The 13,315-nt window shown below is 69.3% G+C and carries 14 protein-coding genes; 5 read left to right on the top strand and 9 right to left on the bottom strand.

All coding sequences use genetic code 11. The annotated features are described in order from the left end of the window. Window positions 1-99 precede the first annotated feature (99 nt). Together GGR33_RS02915 and GGR33_RS02910 are read left to right on the top strand one after the other, a co-directional pair. Window positions 100-1,788: a methyl-accepting chemotaxis protein gene (locus GGR33_RS02915; protein ID WP_183501857.1), complete on the top strand. Its 1,689-nt coding sequence runs from the start codon at window positions 100-102 to the stop codon at window positions 1,786-1,788. Between the two features lie 142 nt (window positions 1,789-1,930). Beyond that, on the top strand, window positions 1,931-2,944 hold the full coding sequence (locus GGR33_RS02910) for an adenosine kinase (protein WP_183501856.1): 1,014 nt from the start codon (window positions 1,931-1,933) through the stop codon (window positions 2,942-2,944). 134 nt (window positions 2,945-3,078) lie between these two features. Here the strand turns inward: GGR33_RS02910 and GGR33_RS02905 are convergent, their stop codons facing one another. From GGR33_RS02905 to GGR33_RS02895, 3 genes are all read right to left on the bottom strand, one after another. Continuing rightward, on the bottom strand, window positions 3,079-3,663 hold the full coding sequence (locus tag GGR33_RS02905; RefSeq protein WP_183501855.1) for a hypothetical protein: 585 nt from the start codon (window positions 3,661-3,663) through the stop codon (window positions 3,079-3,081). A gap of 93 nt (window positions 3,664-3,756) precedes the next feature. Beyond that, entirely contained in the window at window positions 3,757-4,092 is a 336-nt protein-coding gene (locus tag GGR33_RS02900; protein WP_246412739.1) for a hypothetical protein, read from the bottom strand. Window positions 4,093-4,174: 82 nt separating this feature from the next. After that, entirely contained in the window at window positions 4,175-6,265 is a 2,091-nt protein-coding gene (locus GGR33_RS02895) for an ATP-binding protein (RefSeq protein WP_183501853.1), read from the bottom strand. Window positions 6,266-6,528: 263 nt separating this feature from the next. Between GGR33_RS02895 and trpA the strand changes: the two genes are divergently transcribed. Continuing rightward, on the top strand, window positions 6,529-7,362 hold the full coding sequence (gene trpA / locus GGR33_RS02890) for a tryptophan synthase subunit alpha (protein ID WP_183501852.1): 834 nt from the start codon (window positions 6,529-6,531) through the stop codon (window positions 7,360-7,362). A 149-nt stretch (window positions 7,363-7,511) separates the two neighbouring features. Here the strand turns inward: trpA and GGR33_RS02885 are convergent, their stop codons facing one another. The 6 genes from GGR33_RS02885 to GGR33_RS02860 form a co-directional block, all read right to left on the bottom strand. Further along, window positions 7,512-8,762: a CCA tRNA nucleotidyltransferase gene (locus tag GGR33_RS02885; protein WP_183501851.1), complete on the bottom strand. Its 1,251-nt coding sequence runs from the start codon at window positions 8,760-8,762 to the stop codon at window positions 7,512-7,514. Then, the gene (locus tag GGR33_RS02880; RefSeq protein ID WP_183501850.1) at window positions 8,759-9,016 is read right to left on the bottom strand and encodes a DUF6111 family protein; all 258 of its coding nucleotides are present in this window, start codon (window positions 9,014-9,016) and stop codon (window positions 8,759-8,761) included. Before GGR33_RS02880 ends, GGR33_RS02885 begins: the two co-directional genes overlap by 4 nt. Window positions 9,017-9,050: 34 nt before the next feature. Beyond that, on the bottom strand, window positions 9,051-9,731 hold the full coding sequence (locus GGR33_RS02875) for a CoA pyrophosphatase (protein ID WP_183501849.1): 681 nt from the start codon (window positions 9,729-9,731) through the stop codon (window positions 9,051-9,053). Then, the gene (locus tag GGR33_RS02870) at window positions 9,728-10,318 is read right to left on the bottom strand and encodes a DUF1285 domain-containing protein (RefSeq protein WP_183501848.1); all 591 of its coding nucleotides are present in this window, start codon (window positions 10,316-10,318) and stop codon (window positions 9,728-9,730) included. Before GGR33_RS02870 ends, GGR33_RS02875 begins: the two co-directional genes overlap by 4 nt. A 95-nt stretch (window positions 10,319-10,413) precedes the next feature. Continuing rightward, complete coding sequence (locus GGR33_RS02865) at window positions 10,414-10,698, bottom strand: antibiotic biosynthesis monooxygenase (protein ID WP_183501847.1); 285 nt, start codon at window positions 10,696-10,698, stop codon at window positions 10,414-10,416. Window positions 10,699-10,731: 33 nt separating this feature from the next. Further along, window positions 10,732-11,157, bottom strand: coding sequence for a PaaI family thioesterase (locus GGR33_RS02860; protein ID WP_183501846.1), 426 nt, complete (start codon window positions 11,155-11,157; stop codon window positions 10,732-10,734). 213 nt (window positions 11,158-11,370) lie between these two features. On the opposite strand from GGR33_RS02860, the gene GGR33_RS02855 reads away from it, so the two are divergent. Both GGR33_RS02855 and GGR33_RS02850 read left to right on the top strand, forming a co-directional pair. After that, on the top strand, window positions 11,371-12,378 hold the full coding sequence (locus tag GGR33_RS02855; RefSeq protein WP_183501845.1) for an AAA family ATPase: 1,008 nt from the start codon (window positions 11,371-11,373) through the stop codon (window positions 12,376-12,378). Window positions 12,379-12,391: 13 nt separating this feature from the next. After that, a complete protein-coding gene (locus GGR33_RS02850; protein ID WP_183501844.1) occupies window positions 12,392-13,306 on the top strand; it encodes a DUF58 domain-containing protein in 915 nt (304 codons plus the stop codon). The last annotated feature ends 9 nt before the right edge of the window (window positions 13,307-13,315 follow it).

The raw sequence follows: 13,315 nt of genomic DNA, 5'->3' as shown, positions 1-13,315 counted from the left end.
CCCTTCACCAAAGGACCACTTTTTAACAATTGAGGATCAAAGACTGGGATTAAGCAGCCGCACGCACCCGATCCGACCGGCTGTCATCCGAGGTTCGACGTGTCGCTCCAGAAATTCTCCATCCGCTCCAAGCTGATCGCCGCTTTCGCGCTGCTGACGGCCTTCGTCGTCGGCCTCGGCAGTCTCGGCATCATCGGCGCGCAGCGCTTGCGCGAGAACAGCATTCAGACCGAGACGAACTGGCTGCCGAGCATCCGCGCGCTGGGCGTGATCGACACCTACACGGCGCGCTCCAGCGCGCTCCTTCTCCGCCACACGCAGGCCACCGATCCGGCGCTCGTCGCCGCCATCGAGAAGGACATGGACAAGTTCGCCAAGATCCTGGCCGACACCCGGGCCGACTACGCCCGCATGATCGCTTCGCCGGAGGAGAAGAGCACCTACGACGCCTTCGTCGCGGCTTTGGGCCAGTTCGAGATCGTCCGGGAGAGCATCCTGCAGCTCTCGCGCAGCGGCCAGAAGGCCGAGGCGTTCGCGCTCTACGAAAACAAGGGCATCGGCCCGCGCCGCATCGCGTCGGCCGAACTCGGCAAGCTCGTGACGATCAACAACGACGGAGCCGCCGCCGCGGCCAAGCGCAGCGCGGACGTCTTCGACACGACCTGGGAGCTCGGCGTCGGCGCTGTGATCCTCGGCCTCGTCCTGTCAGTTCTCTCGGCCGGCCTGATCATCCATCAGGTGAGCAGCGGCATCGCCTCCGTGGTGAAGCCGATGCAGGCGCTCGCCGCCGGCGACCTCACGGTCCACGTGCCCCATCAGCAGGAGAAGACCGAGATCGGCACCATCGCCGCAGCGGTCCAGGTCTTCAAGGACGGCCTGCTGCGCATGCGCGCCCTCGAAGAGGAGACGGCTCTGGCCCGCGCCAGCGCCGAGGAACAGCGCAAGCACACGATGCGGACCCTGGCCGACGGCCTCGAGCGCGCCGTGGGCGGCATCGTCGGCATGGTGTCCTCCTCGGCCACCGAGTTGCAGGCGACCGCGCAGACCATGACCGCCACCGCGAGCCAGACGGCGGGCCAGTCCGGCTCCGTTGCCGCCGCCGCTGAAGAGGCCGCCTCCAACGTCAACACCGTCGCCGCAGCGGCCGAAGAGCTCGGTGCCTCGGTTCAGGAGATCGGCCGCCAGGTCGGCGGTTCGGCGGACCTCGCCCGCGCGGCCGTAACCGAGGCCGGTCAGACCACCGCCCTGGTGAAGGAACTCAGCAGCGCCGCCACCCGCATCGGCGACGTCGTGGCCATGATCTCGACCATTGCCGCCCAGACCAACCTGCTCGCCCTCAACGCCACCATCGAGGCGGCCCGTGCCGGCGAGGCCGGCCGCGGCTTCGCGGTGGTGGCCTCAGAGGTCAAGGAACTGGCCGGTCAGACCGCCCGCGCCACCGAGGAGATCAGCAGCCAGATCAATCAGATCCAGGGCTCGACCAGCCAGGCCGTGACCGCGATCAGCTCGATCACTGCGCGGATCGAGGAAATCAGCGGCGTCGCCACCTCGATCGCCGCCGCCGTCGAGGAGCAGGGCGCCGCCACGCAGGAGATCGTGCGCAACGTCGCCCAGGCCGCCATGGGCACCAGCGACGTCACCAGCAACGTCGCCGGCCTCGCCACCGCCGCCGACGAGACCGGCGCCGCCGCGAGCCAGGTTCTCGGCGCAGCCTCCGAGCTGTCGCGGCAAGCCGAGCAGCTGACGGACGAGGTGAACCGCTTCCTCGTCACCGTGCGGGCCGCCTGAACGCAATCCGAGACGGACACCAAGACCCCGCCCTTCACTGGGCGGGGTTTTTTCGTTTCGGGCCCAACTCCGTGTTCGGTTGACGCCCCATCGCGGCGATGCGACAGCCCGAGTCATACCGACCGACAGACCGGATGGCCCGATGTCCCACCCCCTCGATCTCCTCGTCCTCGGCAACGCCATCGTCGATCTGATCGCCCGCACCGACGAGGACTTCCTCGCCAAGCAGGGCGTGCCGAAGGGCGCGATGGCGCTGATCGACGAGGCACGGGCCGAAGAACTCTTCGGAGCCATGGGCCAGACGACGGTGGTCTCGGGCGGCTCAGGGTCCAACACCGCGGCGGGCGCGGCCATTCTCGGCGCCAAAACCGGCTTCATCGGCAAGGTCCGCGACGACGAACTCGGCGGCCTCTTCGCCCACGATCTTCGCGCGACGGGCGTGCGCTTCGACGTGGCCGCCGCCACGGACGGGCCAGCCACCGCACGCTGCTTCATCCTGGTGACGCCCGACGGCGAGCGCACCATGAACACCTATCTCGGGGCCTGCCAGAAGCTCTCGCCGGCCGATGTCGACGAGGCGACTGTGAAGAGCGCCCGCGTCACCTATCTCGAGGGCTACCTCTGGGATCCGCCGGAGGCCAAGGATGCGTTCCGCAAGGCCGTGAAGATCGCGCACGGCGCCGGCAACGCGGTGGCGCTGACCCTCTCCGACGCCTTCTGCGTCGGCCGCTACCGCGACGAGTTCCTGGGGCTGATCCGCGACGGCAGCATCGACATCCTGTTCGCCAATCTCGGCGAGCTGAAGAGCCTCTACCAGACCGACGACGCCGAGGCCGCGATCAAGGCCCTGCGCGACGAGCGCGACGCGAAGGGCCGGCACCTGCTCGGCCTCGTGACGCGCTCGGCCGACGGTGCGCTGGTGGTGAAGGGCGGCGAGGTGAAGGCCGTGCCGGCCTCACCCGTCCACGAGGTGGTCGACACGACCGGCGCGGGCGACCTGTTCGCGGCCGGCTTCCTCGCCGGGCATGCCCGCGGGCTGGATCACGTCGCCAGCGCGCGCCTCGGAGCGCTCGCCGCAGCCGAGGTGATCGAGCATATCGGCGCACGTCCGCAGAAGGACCTCGTCGCCCTGGCGAAGGCTCAGGGCCTGCTCTGATTTCAGCGGCTGGAGACGCCGAGAACGGCGCCTCCATCAGCTAGCACAGCACTCAATTCCCGGACGCCTGGAGCGGCAGCGAAAGGTGATCCGGGAAGGGGCGCGCCCCCCTGCGATGAGCGGGACGAACCGTCTCAAGCTTGGAAGTCGAGGAGCATCGCGCTGGCGGAGCGGTTTCCGCCAGTGCTGCCGTTGGCACCGTAGGCGCTAGACTGGTTCTGCGATTCCTGCAGCTGCTTCATGAAACTCGACAGCAGGTCGCCAGCCGAGTCGCTGGTCGAAGATGTCGTGCTCGTCCCGTTCAGTGCGGTGGCGAAGGGATCGTCCGAGTTATCGGAATCATCCGAACCGTCATCGGCCGGGGGCGGACCGGGCGGGGGGCCGCCGGCACCGCCGACGCCATGATGGCCGCCGTGACCACCGTGGCCTTGCGAAAGCACCTGCTTGAGGGTGTCGGCCTGGTCGCTGGTCAGCGTACCGCTGTCCACCTGCTGGGAGATCAGGCCGTCGATCCGACTCTTCAGATCGGAGGGGTCGAGGCTGCTCGGAGAGACCGAGCCATTGCTCGTCAGGCTGCTGTCGATGGACTCGACCGCGCTGTCGAGGGCGCTCTGGTCGGTGCTGCTGATGCTGCCGGCGCTGACCTTGCTCGAGATGCTGTCGAGGATGCGCTGCTTGGGTGACGGATAGGCTTGGCTGGCTGCCGAGATCGTGCTCATCGAGAGGCCTTCGTAGTGTGGGATAATGTCCCACTGCGGAAAGCCTGCGCTCGGAGAGTTAAGATTCTCTCACCCATTCCGGCGGTCGACGGCCTACTTGAGCGTCTCCAGAGCCTCGAACGCCGTGATGGCCTTGGCACAGGAGCTCTCGGAGGGTTTCGGTAGGCTGGTCTCGAAGGCGATCGCCCGCTCGAGCTCCGGCAGATAGCGATCCTCGGTGAAGGCCGCGCCGACCCGGGCCAGCATCCGCTGGCGGTTCTGCGTGACGACGGGGCCGGTCCGCTCCTGCGCGACGCCGCAAGCGATGGCCCGGCCGACGATGCGGCCCTGCTTGGCACCTTCGACCTGCGGGATGACCAGGGGCTTGTCCTGAGCGGCCGCCGCCGAGCCCAGCAATGCGAGGGCGAGCGCCCCTGCCGAAACCTTCATCCGTGCCCTGCCTTCCGCCATCCGAAGCGGGAGTGATCGGACGACCGGCCGTGACTGGCAAGAACCTTCGGCGCGCGACGCCTCACGCCGCCTGTGAGCGCCACTCCAGCAGGCCCGGCAAGGCCTTGAGGTCGAGGGGCTTGGCCATAAAGTCGTCGAAGCCGGCCTCGCGGGCTGCGCGCTCGTCCTCGCCTGCGGCATTGGCCGTCAGTGCGACCAGGAGATGCGGCACCGGAGCCCCTGCGGCTTCGAGGGCGCGGATGCGGCGGATCGTTCCGATCCCGTCGAGACCGGGCATGCGGATATCGATCAGAGCGAGGTCGAAGGGATCCGCCGCCGCCTCGATCGCCGCCAATGCCTCGATGCCGTCGCGGGCGAGCGTCACGCCGGCGCCCAGGCGCTCCAGCGCCTTGGTGGCGAGCAGCGCATTGATCGCGTTGTCCTCGGCAAGCAGCACGCGCTTGCCCGTTCCGGGCAAGTATTTCGCCCTCACTGACGAGCCCGTCACTGGCTGAGCGACGGCCTGACGCGGCGGCGTCGGCTTGGCGTCCGTCGCAGTTTCCGCAGTCACGGGGCCGGCGCCGGGTTCGAGCAGGCGGTCGAACAGCGAGCGGGCACGCACCGGCTTGATCAGGTAGCTGTCGAACCCCGCCGCCCCCGGCGCGCCGAACTCCCGACGGTCGAAGGGCGAGAGCAGGATCAGGCTGCAGCGCACGCCGCTGCGGCGGGCCTCGGCCGCGAGACGGCGCACGTCGGCATCACCCAGCGAGCGGTCGGCGATCAGGGCGTCGAAGCGGGCGCCGGAGAGCGCGTCGAGGGCAGCCTCCACGCTCGGCACGATGACCGCCGCGGCGCCCGAGCGAGACAGGCGTCGCGCCAGATACTGGGCCTGGAACGGCGAATCCGCCGCGATCAACACTGTCCTCGCCCGCAGCGAAGGCGCGCGGATCGCGACCTCGTCACCGGAGAGCGGGAGCGGCAGGATCACGCGGAACACGCTTCCGCGGCCGGGCTTGGAATTCACCTCGATCCGGCCGCCCATGCGGTCCACGAGCCGCTGGGTGATGGCGAGCCCGAGGCCGGTGCCCTCGTGGCTCCGGCTCGCGCTGCCGTCGCCCTGCTCGAATTCCTCGAAGAGTAGCGGAATCCGCTCCTCGGGGATGCCGGGGCCGGTATCCTCGATCGACAGCACCACCGCTCCCTCCGCCTGGGAGAGACTGACACCGACTCCACCGGCCTCGGTGAACTTGATGGCGTTGCCGGCGAGATTGAGCAGGATCTGGCGCACCCGGTCGGCATCGCCGACGCGCTGGGCGAGAAAGTCTTCCGAGACGTCGAGGGCGATCTCCAGCCCCTTGTCCTGCGCGCGCGGCGCTAGCAGCTCGACCACGCCCTCGACGGTGGCGGCGACATCGAAGGGTTCGGCCGCGAGATCGAGTTTTCCAGCTTCGATGCGCGAAAAATCGAGGATGCCGTCGACCAGGGTCAGCAGCGCGCGGCCGCTGGTCTGCACGGCCTCGACATAGGTGCGCTGCTCGGCGTCGAGGCCGGTCTCCAGCACGAGATCGGCCATGCCGAGGATGCCATTGAGCGGCGTGCGGAATTCGTGGCTGACGGTGGCGAGAAAGCGCGACTTGGCGATGTTGGCGCTCTCGGCCCTACTCTTGGCCTCGTCGAGCGAGCGCGTCGCCTCGACGCGGGCGGTGACGTCGCAGCCCGCGCGCAGCCAATGCGGCGCGCCGCCGGTGCCCTGAACCGGCATCTCGATGAAGGAGAACCAGCGCGGCCGCCCGTCGACCGGCAGCACCCGCTCCTCGACCTGGCGCACGCCGTCGGCGCGCTGCACGGTCTCGCTCGATTCCAGGACCTGGAGTTGCACGGCGGAGCCGAGGAGGTCGAGCGGCCGCATGCCGAGCATCGCGGCAAAGCCCTCGTTGGCGAAGGTGATGCGGCCCTGGTCGTCGCGCTGGACGATGCACTCCGTGGTCGCCTCGATCAGCGTCCGGTAGCGCTCCTCGCTCTCGGCGAGCAGCCAGAGGCGGTCCTGCAGCGCCTCGGAATCGTCGGTCTCGTGCGTCAGCGGCCCGCTGCGCCGGATGGCGACGACGAGGATGGTCGTCAGCACGATCACGGTCAGGCTCAAGACCAGCAGCGCGACCCCATCCACCGACATCAACACGCTCCGCGAACGGCCCGGGGGCCAACGTCCCGGATCGTGGCAGCGGCGCATGAAGGGCGGCTTGAGAAAGAGGCCTAAGGGAGTCTGACCAAAATACTCTGGATTCTCGCGTTTTTGCTCACGCGGCTCGTCTCCGGCGCGGGATCGCCGCTCCTCGTCGTGCACGACGCCGGATGCGCCCGCGCTTCACGCATTGGCGGCGATGGTGTAGGCGCCACCCTTTCCGACCCTGCCTCTCTCGTTCCCGGATTTCGGCCATGACCGCCCGCATCGATGCCACCTTCGCCCGCTGCCGAGCGGAAGGCCGTGCGGCCCTCGTGACCTACGTGATGGCGGGCGACCCCGACCCCGAGACCTCGCTCTCCGTGCTGAAGGCCCTGCCGGAATCGGGCGCCGACATCGTCGAGTTTGGCCTGCCGTTCACCGACCCGATGGCGGACGGCCCCGCCATCCAGGCGGCCGGGTTGCGCGCCCTCGCGGCCGGTCAGGACCTGCGCAAGACCCTCGACCTCGTGGCCCGCTTCCGCGAGGGCAACCGCGACACGCCCGTCGTGCTGATGGGCTATTACAACCCGATCTACGTCTACGGCGTTACCCGCTTCCTCGACGATGCGCTGAGCGCCGGGATCGACGGGTTGATCGTCGTCGACCTGCCCCCGGAAGAAGACGAGGAGCTGTGCCTGCCGGCGCTCGCCAAGGGCCTCGCCTTCATCCGCCTCGCCACGCCGACGACCGACGCGCAACGGCTTCCGGCCGTCCTGAAGAACACGGCGGGCTTCGTCTACTACGTCTCGATCACCGGCATCACCGGCACAGCGACCCCGGATTTCGGCCGCGTCGCCGAGGCCGTCGGCCGCATCCGGCCTCACACCGAGCTACCCGTGGTGGTCGGTTTCGGCGTGAAGACGGGCGCGCATGCCGCCGAGATCGCCCGCGGCGCCGACGGCGTCGTGGTGGGCTCGGCCCTGGTGGCGGCGCTTGCCGGCAGCCTCGATGCGGACAACCGCGCGACCTCCGACACCGTCGCGGCGGTGGGTGACCTGGTGCGAGAATTGGCAGAGGGCGTGCGGGGCGCCGGCAAGGCCCGCTAGCTACCACTTGATGACTTCGGTCCCATGCGCCGGCCCTTCAGCCGTCATTGCGAGCGCAGCGAAGCAATCCAGGGCCACACCCGCGACGTCAGCGCATTGGCCCTGGATTGCTTCGCTGCGCTCGCAATGACGGGAAAGCGGAAGCCGTCTCAATCATCTCGTTCGGCGGCCGTCAGGGCGTGAGCGATCAGCCGCTCCCGTGCGGCCTCGTCCATCGGGCAACCTTCCGACAGCCATAGCGCTCGCGCTGCTGCAAGCCCGCGCCCGATCGCGCGTCCCGCAGGAACGCCGCGGGCGACGAGATCGGCACCACCCAGCGGAAGCACCGGCGTGTCGCGGGCCGCGACGAGACCGCTCAACACGGCCAGAGCCTCGGCCTCCACTCGCGGACGCGGCTCCCCTTCGATCGCGCGCAGCACCTCCGCGACCATGTCCGGCCCATATGTCGCCGCGAGTCCGCGCATCGCCTGCGCTTCGATCTGCGCTTGCCCGCGAAGCGCGGCGAGAGCCTTCGCATAAGCCACGAGATGGGTGTGCTCGGCCTTGGAGAGCCGCAAGACCTCGCGCAGCCGCTCGGCATCCTCCACGGTCTGCACCGCCAGGGCGGCGAGCCGTGCGATCGCGGGTGAAGCCGGATCGGCGGAGGCGCGGGCGAGGCGGCCGAGATCGATGACCCCGCCGAGGAGCCGGGCGAGCAGCCCCGTCTCGCTCATCACCGCAACCGCCGGTACGGCGCGTTCCGCGAGCAGCAGCTTGAGGAGCTCCGCCCTGATGCGCTCGCGGGATAGGCGATCGAGCGAGGCGCGGGCCGCGACGATGGCATCGAGCGCCGGCCGATCCGGTGCGCCCCGACCGAACCGGGCATCGAAGCGGAAGAAGCGCAGTGAGCGCAGAGCGTCCTCCCGGATGCGCGTCGCCGGATCGCCGATGAAGCGGACCCGGCCCTCGGCGAGGTCGCGGAGACCGTCGCCGGGATCGTGCAGATGGCCGTCGGCGCCGAGCGAGAGCGCGTTGATGGTGAAGTCGCGCCGTTCGGCATCGCGGGCGAAGTCGCGGCCGAAGCGCACCACCGCGTGACGGCCATCGGTCTCGATATCCTCGCGCAGCGTGGTGACTTCGAAGGGCGCACCGTCGACGACCAGGGTCACCGTGCCGTGCTCGAATCCCGTCGGCACCGCCTTGAGGCCAGCGGTCTTGGCGAGCGTCAGGGTGCCGGCCGGTGGATGGGTGGTTGCGAAGTCGATGTCGGCGGCGTCCCGTCCGAGCAGCGCGTCCCGCACGCAGCCGCCGACGAGGCGCGTCTCCTCTCCCTCGGCCGCGAGCGCCGCGAGACAGGTGGCGACGCCGGGCCGCTCGAGCAGGCGCTTCGGCCCGTCCGGGTCGAGACCCGCCGGGATCATTTGAACTGCCCCGGCACGATGCGGCCGTTCTCCATGTGCGGCGGGACGTAGCCGTCGGGGTGACGGGGGGCGAACAGCCCCGTCAGCACCAGCGAGGCGACGACGACCGCCGCCCCGGCGAATACGAGGCGCAGCCAGTGCTCCTCCCAATGCTCGGCCTGCAGCGGGTTGCGCCGCATGAGCACGAGAAAGCAGGCGAAGGCGATAAAGGGTATCGCGAAGAGCGGAACCTCTTCGATGATCCAGCGGAGCATGGCGGGCGATTGACGCGAATTCGGAGCCGCGCGCCTACCGGAACAGGCGCTCGTAGAGATTATGCACGATCCCGGCCGTGAGGCCCCAGATCAATCGCTCGCCGAAGGGAATGGCGTAGTAGATTCGCATCCGCCCCTGCCAGCTCCGCGTCTTGATAAGGTGGCGCCCGGGATCCATCAGGTGGTCGAGAGGCACCTCGAACACGTCGGCCACCTCGTCCGGGTTGATGGTGAGGGGCGCATTCGCCTCGACCAGTCCCACCACAGGCGTGACCATGAAGCCGGTAGCCGAGAGGTAGGGGTCGAGATAGCCGAGCGGACGAACCAGTGCCGGCGAGAGCCCGATTTCCTCCTCCGCCTCGCGCAGAGCCGTCGCGACCGGCGAGGGATCGCCCGGATCGACCTTGCCACCGGGAAAGGCGATCTGTCCGGAATGGTCGCGCAAATGCACGGCGCGCTGCGTCAGCACCACCGCGAGGCCACCGCAGACCGGCTTGATCGGAACGAGCACCGCCGCCGGGCGGTGCGGCTGGGGTGGCGCGATGGCGAGACCGTCCGGATCGAGGTCGTGGTCGCCGCGGGGGTTGCAGGTCGGATCGCCAGGCCCCGGCGCATCGCGCGAGAGGCCACGCTCGGCACGATGCAGGAAATCCGACAGCTCATCGGCGTGGATCGCCGGGAAGTCGAGGGCGAGCGCCCCGTCGGGAAGCCTCATTTGGCCACCTCCAGCTCGGCGCTGCGCGCGATGGCGTGAAAGACACCGCCGGCCGCGAGACCGAGCCAGGGCTCGCCGTCGACCTCGCGCTCCTCGACCCAATCCATGAGCTCATGGGTCAGCGCGCGCGTCAGCAGCGCCCAGAGGCCGCCGCGCACTTTCACGTATGGCTTGAGCCCGCCAGAGCCGTCCTGCTCGAAGCGGATCGGATGTCCGTGGTCGAGGGGCACCAGGTCGTCGACGTTCGTGCGGAAGGCGATGCGCCGGGCCTCGCCCTCGCCGTCCACGGCCATCTCGACGGCCACGAAGGGCGCGTCGTCGACCGTGATGGTCATGCGCTCGACGGGGGTGACCATCACGGTCGAACCGTCGGGCTCCTTGCGCAGGATCGTGGAAAACAGCTTCACGAGCGCCGGCCGGCGGATCGGCGAGCCTTCGTGAAACCACGTGCCGTCGGCCGCGATGCGGATGTCGATCGACCCGCAATGTTCGGGATGCCACGTCTCCACCGGCGGCGCACCGCGCTTCGGCAGGTCGCCAAGCGCCGCGCTGAGCCGTTCGAGGGTTGGGTCGGCTGAGTCGTTCATGCCGTCGCAGTTTCGCTGTCTCTGGTCCATTGTCGACCGGCCGAACTCTCCAACGCGTCGGCTCTCCGCGCGTTGCGCCTGCCGAGGCGCAGGCATCAGCTCAGCACGCCGCTGTCGCGCTGATGCAGGTAGAGGAATTCCGGAGCCGCCACACCGGCCTGCCGCCGGATCTCGACCAGACGCTCGGATTCGAAGAAGGCCCGCGCCTCATCGAGCGAGCGCCAGTGCGAGAAATGGACCACCTTGTTCGGGTCCGTCTCGTCGCACAGCACCTGATACGAGATCTCGCCTGCCTCCCGCCGGATCGAGGCGGCATCGTCGAACACCCCCTTCCACGCACCGTAATCGGCGACATCGTGGATGATCAGGACGAACTGCACGCAAAACCTCTCCGTCGAACCGCTCGCCCGGCGTCAGGACCGATCCTTCAGGACCTTCCAGATCCCCGAGACGGTGACCAGCGGGCGCCCCCCGCTCGTCAGGATCGAGCGCACGAAGACGAGCGACGAGGTCTTACGCACGATCTCGGGGACCGTCTCCACCAGATCGCCGATCTTGGCCGCGCCGACGAACTGGACGTTCATCTCGATGGTGACGCAGCCGGCGCCGTCCATCGCGTCCATCGCGACGATGCTGAGCGAGCGGTCGGCGAAGGTCACGAGCATGCCGCCATGCACGAGGCCGACGAGGTTGACGTGCTTGTCCTCGGCTTTGAAGGCGAACTGCTTGCGGCCATCCACCACGCGGTGATGGACCGGGCCGGTGAGGGCGACGAAGCCCGGATCGTCGAACGCCGTCCAGCCTGCCGGAAACGCCGTGCCGTCCGATCCGTCAGCCATGCAGCCCTGCTCCCTCGCGGCGAAATCTCAGGCCCGGCCTCCGCGTAATGTCGCGGCCATGCTGCCGTGAGCCCGAAGCCGCCCATATAGCGTCCGTCCGCTCGGGCAAAACCGGCGGTGCTTGCGTTCGCCCCATGTTCGGCGGCAGACTCGACCTTTCGTAGCCACCTTCGTCCAGGAGGTGGCCTCTCTTCATGCGGAGCATCCCCCTCGATGGCACAGGGCGCCAACCCGGCAGCGACGAGCCTCGACGACGGCATCGTCGCGGCGGCGGAATCCTGCCTCGCCGCTGTCGGCCGGGCACGCGAGTCGATCCATTCGGTGATCTTCGGCCAGGAGGCGGTGGTCGATCTCGCCCTCGTGACCATCCTGTCGGGCGGCCACGGTCTGCTCGTCGGCCTGCCGGGACTGGCCAAGACCAAGCTCGTCGAGACGCTCGGCACCGTGCTCGGCCTCGATGCCCGGCGCGTGCAGTTCACGCCGGACCTGATGCCCTCCGACATCCTCGGCACCGAGATCCTCGACGAGGATGCCGACCGCCACCGCTCCTTCCGTTTCGTGAAGGGGCCGGTCTTCACGCAGCTCCTGATGGCGGACGAGATCAACCGCGCCTCGCCGCGCACGCAATCCGCCCTGCTTCAGGCGATGCAGGAGCACCACGTCTCGGTCGCCGGCGAGCGGCACGACCTGCCCCGCCCGTTCCACGTGCTCGCCACGCAGAACCCGATCGAGCAGGAGGGCACCTACCCGCTGCCCGAGGCACAGCTCGACCGCTTCCTGCTGGAGATCGACGTCGGCTATCCCGACCGCGCCGCCGAGCGCCGCATCCTGATCGAGACCACCGGCGTCGAGGATCAGACGGCCAAGCCCGTGATGACCACGGATGAACTGCTCACCGCACAGCGCCTCGTCCGCCGCCTGCCGGTGGGCGACGCTGTGGTCGATGCGATCCTCGACCTCGTGCGCTCCGCCCGCCCCGAAGGCGGGGATGCCGCGATCGGCAAGAAGCTGCTTTGGGGTCCGGGTCCACGCGCCAGCCAGGCCCTGACGCTCGCCGTGCGCGCCCGCGCGCTCATCGAGGGCCGAGTCGCACCCTCGGTCGCCGACGTGAAGGCGCTGGCCGAGCCGGTGCTCAAGCACCGCATGGCGCTCAACTTCGCCGCCCGCGCCGATGGCGAGACCATTCCGGGGCTCATCGCGCAGCTCGCGAACAAGCTCTGAGGCGCCGCACCGAATGGTCCAGACCCGGCTCGTCGAAGCCGACCGACGCATCCCCGGACGGGGCGAGACCGAAAGTGCTCTCTCGCTCGCCGACAGGATGCCGCGACTGATCCTCGAGGCGCGACGCGTGTCGAGCCTGCTCGCGCACGGCCTGCATGGTCGCCGCCGGGCCGGACCGGGCGAGACCTTCTGGCAGTTTCGGCCTTTCGTCACCGGCGAGGCCGCCGCGCGGATCGACTGGCGCCGCTCCGCCCGCGACGACCGGCTCTATGTCCGCGAGCGGGAGTGGGAAGCGGCTCACAACATCTGGTTCTGGATCGACCGCTCCGCCTCGATGGGCTTCGCCTCCGATCTCGCCCAGGCGCCGAAGATCGAGCGCGCCCTGGTGCTGGGCCTCGCAATGGCCGACACCTTCGTGGAAGGCGGCGAGCGAGTCGGACTGCTCGGACTGACCCGCTCCGTTTCCTCGCGCGGAATCGTCGAGAGCATGGCTCAGACGCTGGCCCATGACGAAGCGGGACTGACTCAGGACCTGCCCCCCACCGCGACGCCCGGCCGCTTCGACGAGGCGATCCTGATCAGCGACTTCCTGACCCCGCTCGATCGGATTCGCGGGTCGGTCCAGTCGATCTCGGGACGCGGCACGCATGGCCACCTCGTCATGATCGTCGACCCGATCGAGGAGACCTTTCCCTTCGCCGGCCAGGCCGTCCTGCACGAACCGGAGAGCGGGGTGAGCCTCGACATCGGCGATGCGGACGCCTGGGGCGAGGCCTATCGGACGCGAATCGCGGCGCATCGCGACGGGCTGTCCGAGATCGTGCGCGCTCAGGGCTGGACCCTGACCATCCACCGCACCGATCGCCCGGCGAGCGAGGCGGCGCTCCGCCTTCTGACGCTCGTCGCCGCCGCGCGCGGAAGCGGCTGAGGAGACGCG

It is taken from the genome of Methylobacterium brachythecii (assembly GCF_014196345.1).
In the GTDB taxonomy this organism is placed as follows: domain Bacteria; phylum Pseudomonadota; class Alphaproteobacteria; order Rhizobiales; family Beijerinckiaceae; genus Methylobacterium; species Methylobacterium brachythecii.
The sequence above is the reverse complement of the archived record's forward strand: the minus strand, read 5'-3'. Positions and strand labels throughout refer to the sequence as shown.

Excerpts from the sequence above, each read along its gene's own strand:
- GGR33_RS02895 (WP_183501853.1), bottom strand. The coding sequence starts at position 6,265 with ATGTCGGTGGATGGGGTCGCGCTGCTGGTCTTGAGCCTGACCGTGATC.
- GGR33_RS02855 (WP_183501845.1), top strand. The coding sequence starts at position 11,371 with ATGGCACAGGGCGCCAACCCGGCAGCGACGAGCCTCGACGACGGCATC.
- GGR33_RS02850 (WP_183501844.1), top strand. The coding sequence starts at position 12,392 with ATGGTCCAGACCCGGCTCGTCGAAGCCGACCGACGCATCCCCGGACGG.
- GGR33_RS02900 (WP_246412739.1), bottom strand. The coding sequence starts at position 4,092 with ATGAAGGTTTCGGCAGGGGCGCTCGCCCTCGCATTGCTGGGCTCGGCG.
- GGR33_RS02875 (WP_183501849.1), bottom strand. The coding sequence starts at position 9,731 with ATGAGGCTTCCCGACGGGGCGCTCGCCCTCGACTTCCCGGCGATCCAC.
- GGR33_RS02880 (WP_183501850.1), bottom strand. The coding sequence starts at position 9,016 with ATGCTCCGCTGGATCATCGAAGAGGTTCCGCTCTTCGCGATACCCTTT.
- GGR33_RS02885 (WP_183501851.1), bottom strand. The coding sequence starts at position 8,762 with ATGATCCCGGCGGGTCTCGACCCGGACGGGCCGAAGCGCCTGCTCGAG.
- GGR33_RS02905 (WP_183501855.1), bottom strand. The coding sequence starts at position 3,663 with ATGAGCACGATCTCGGCAGCCAGCCAAGCCTATCCGTCACCCAAGCAG.
- GGR33_RS02870 (WP_183501848.1), bottom strand. The coding sequence starts at position 10,318 with ATGAACGACTCAGCCGACCCAACCCTCGAACGGCTCAGCGCGGCGCTT.
- GGR33_RS02910 (WP_183501856.1), top strand. The coding sequence starts at position 1,931 with ATGTCCCACCCCCTCGATCTCCTCGTCCTCGGCAACGCCATCGTCGAT.
- trpA (WP_183501852.1), top strand. The coding sequence starts at position 6,529 with ATGACCGCCCGCATCGATGCCACCTTCGCCCGCTGCCGAGCGGAAGGC.
- GGR33_RS02860 (WP_183501846.1), bottom strand. The coding sequence starts at position 11,157 with ATGGCTGACGGATCGGACGGCACGGCGTTTCCGGCAGGCTGGACGGCG.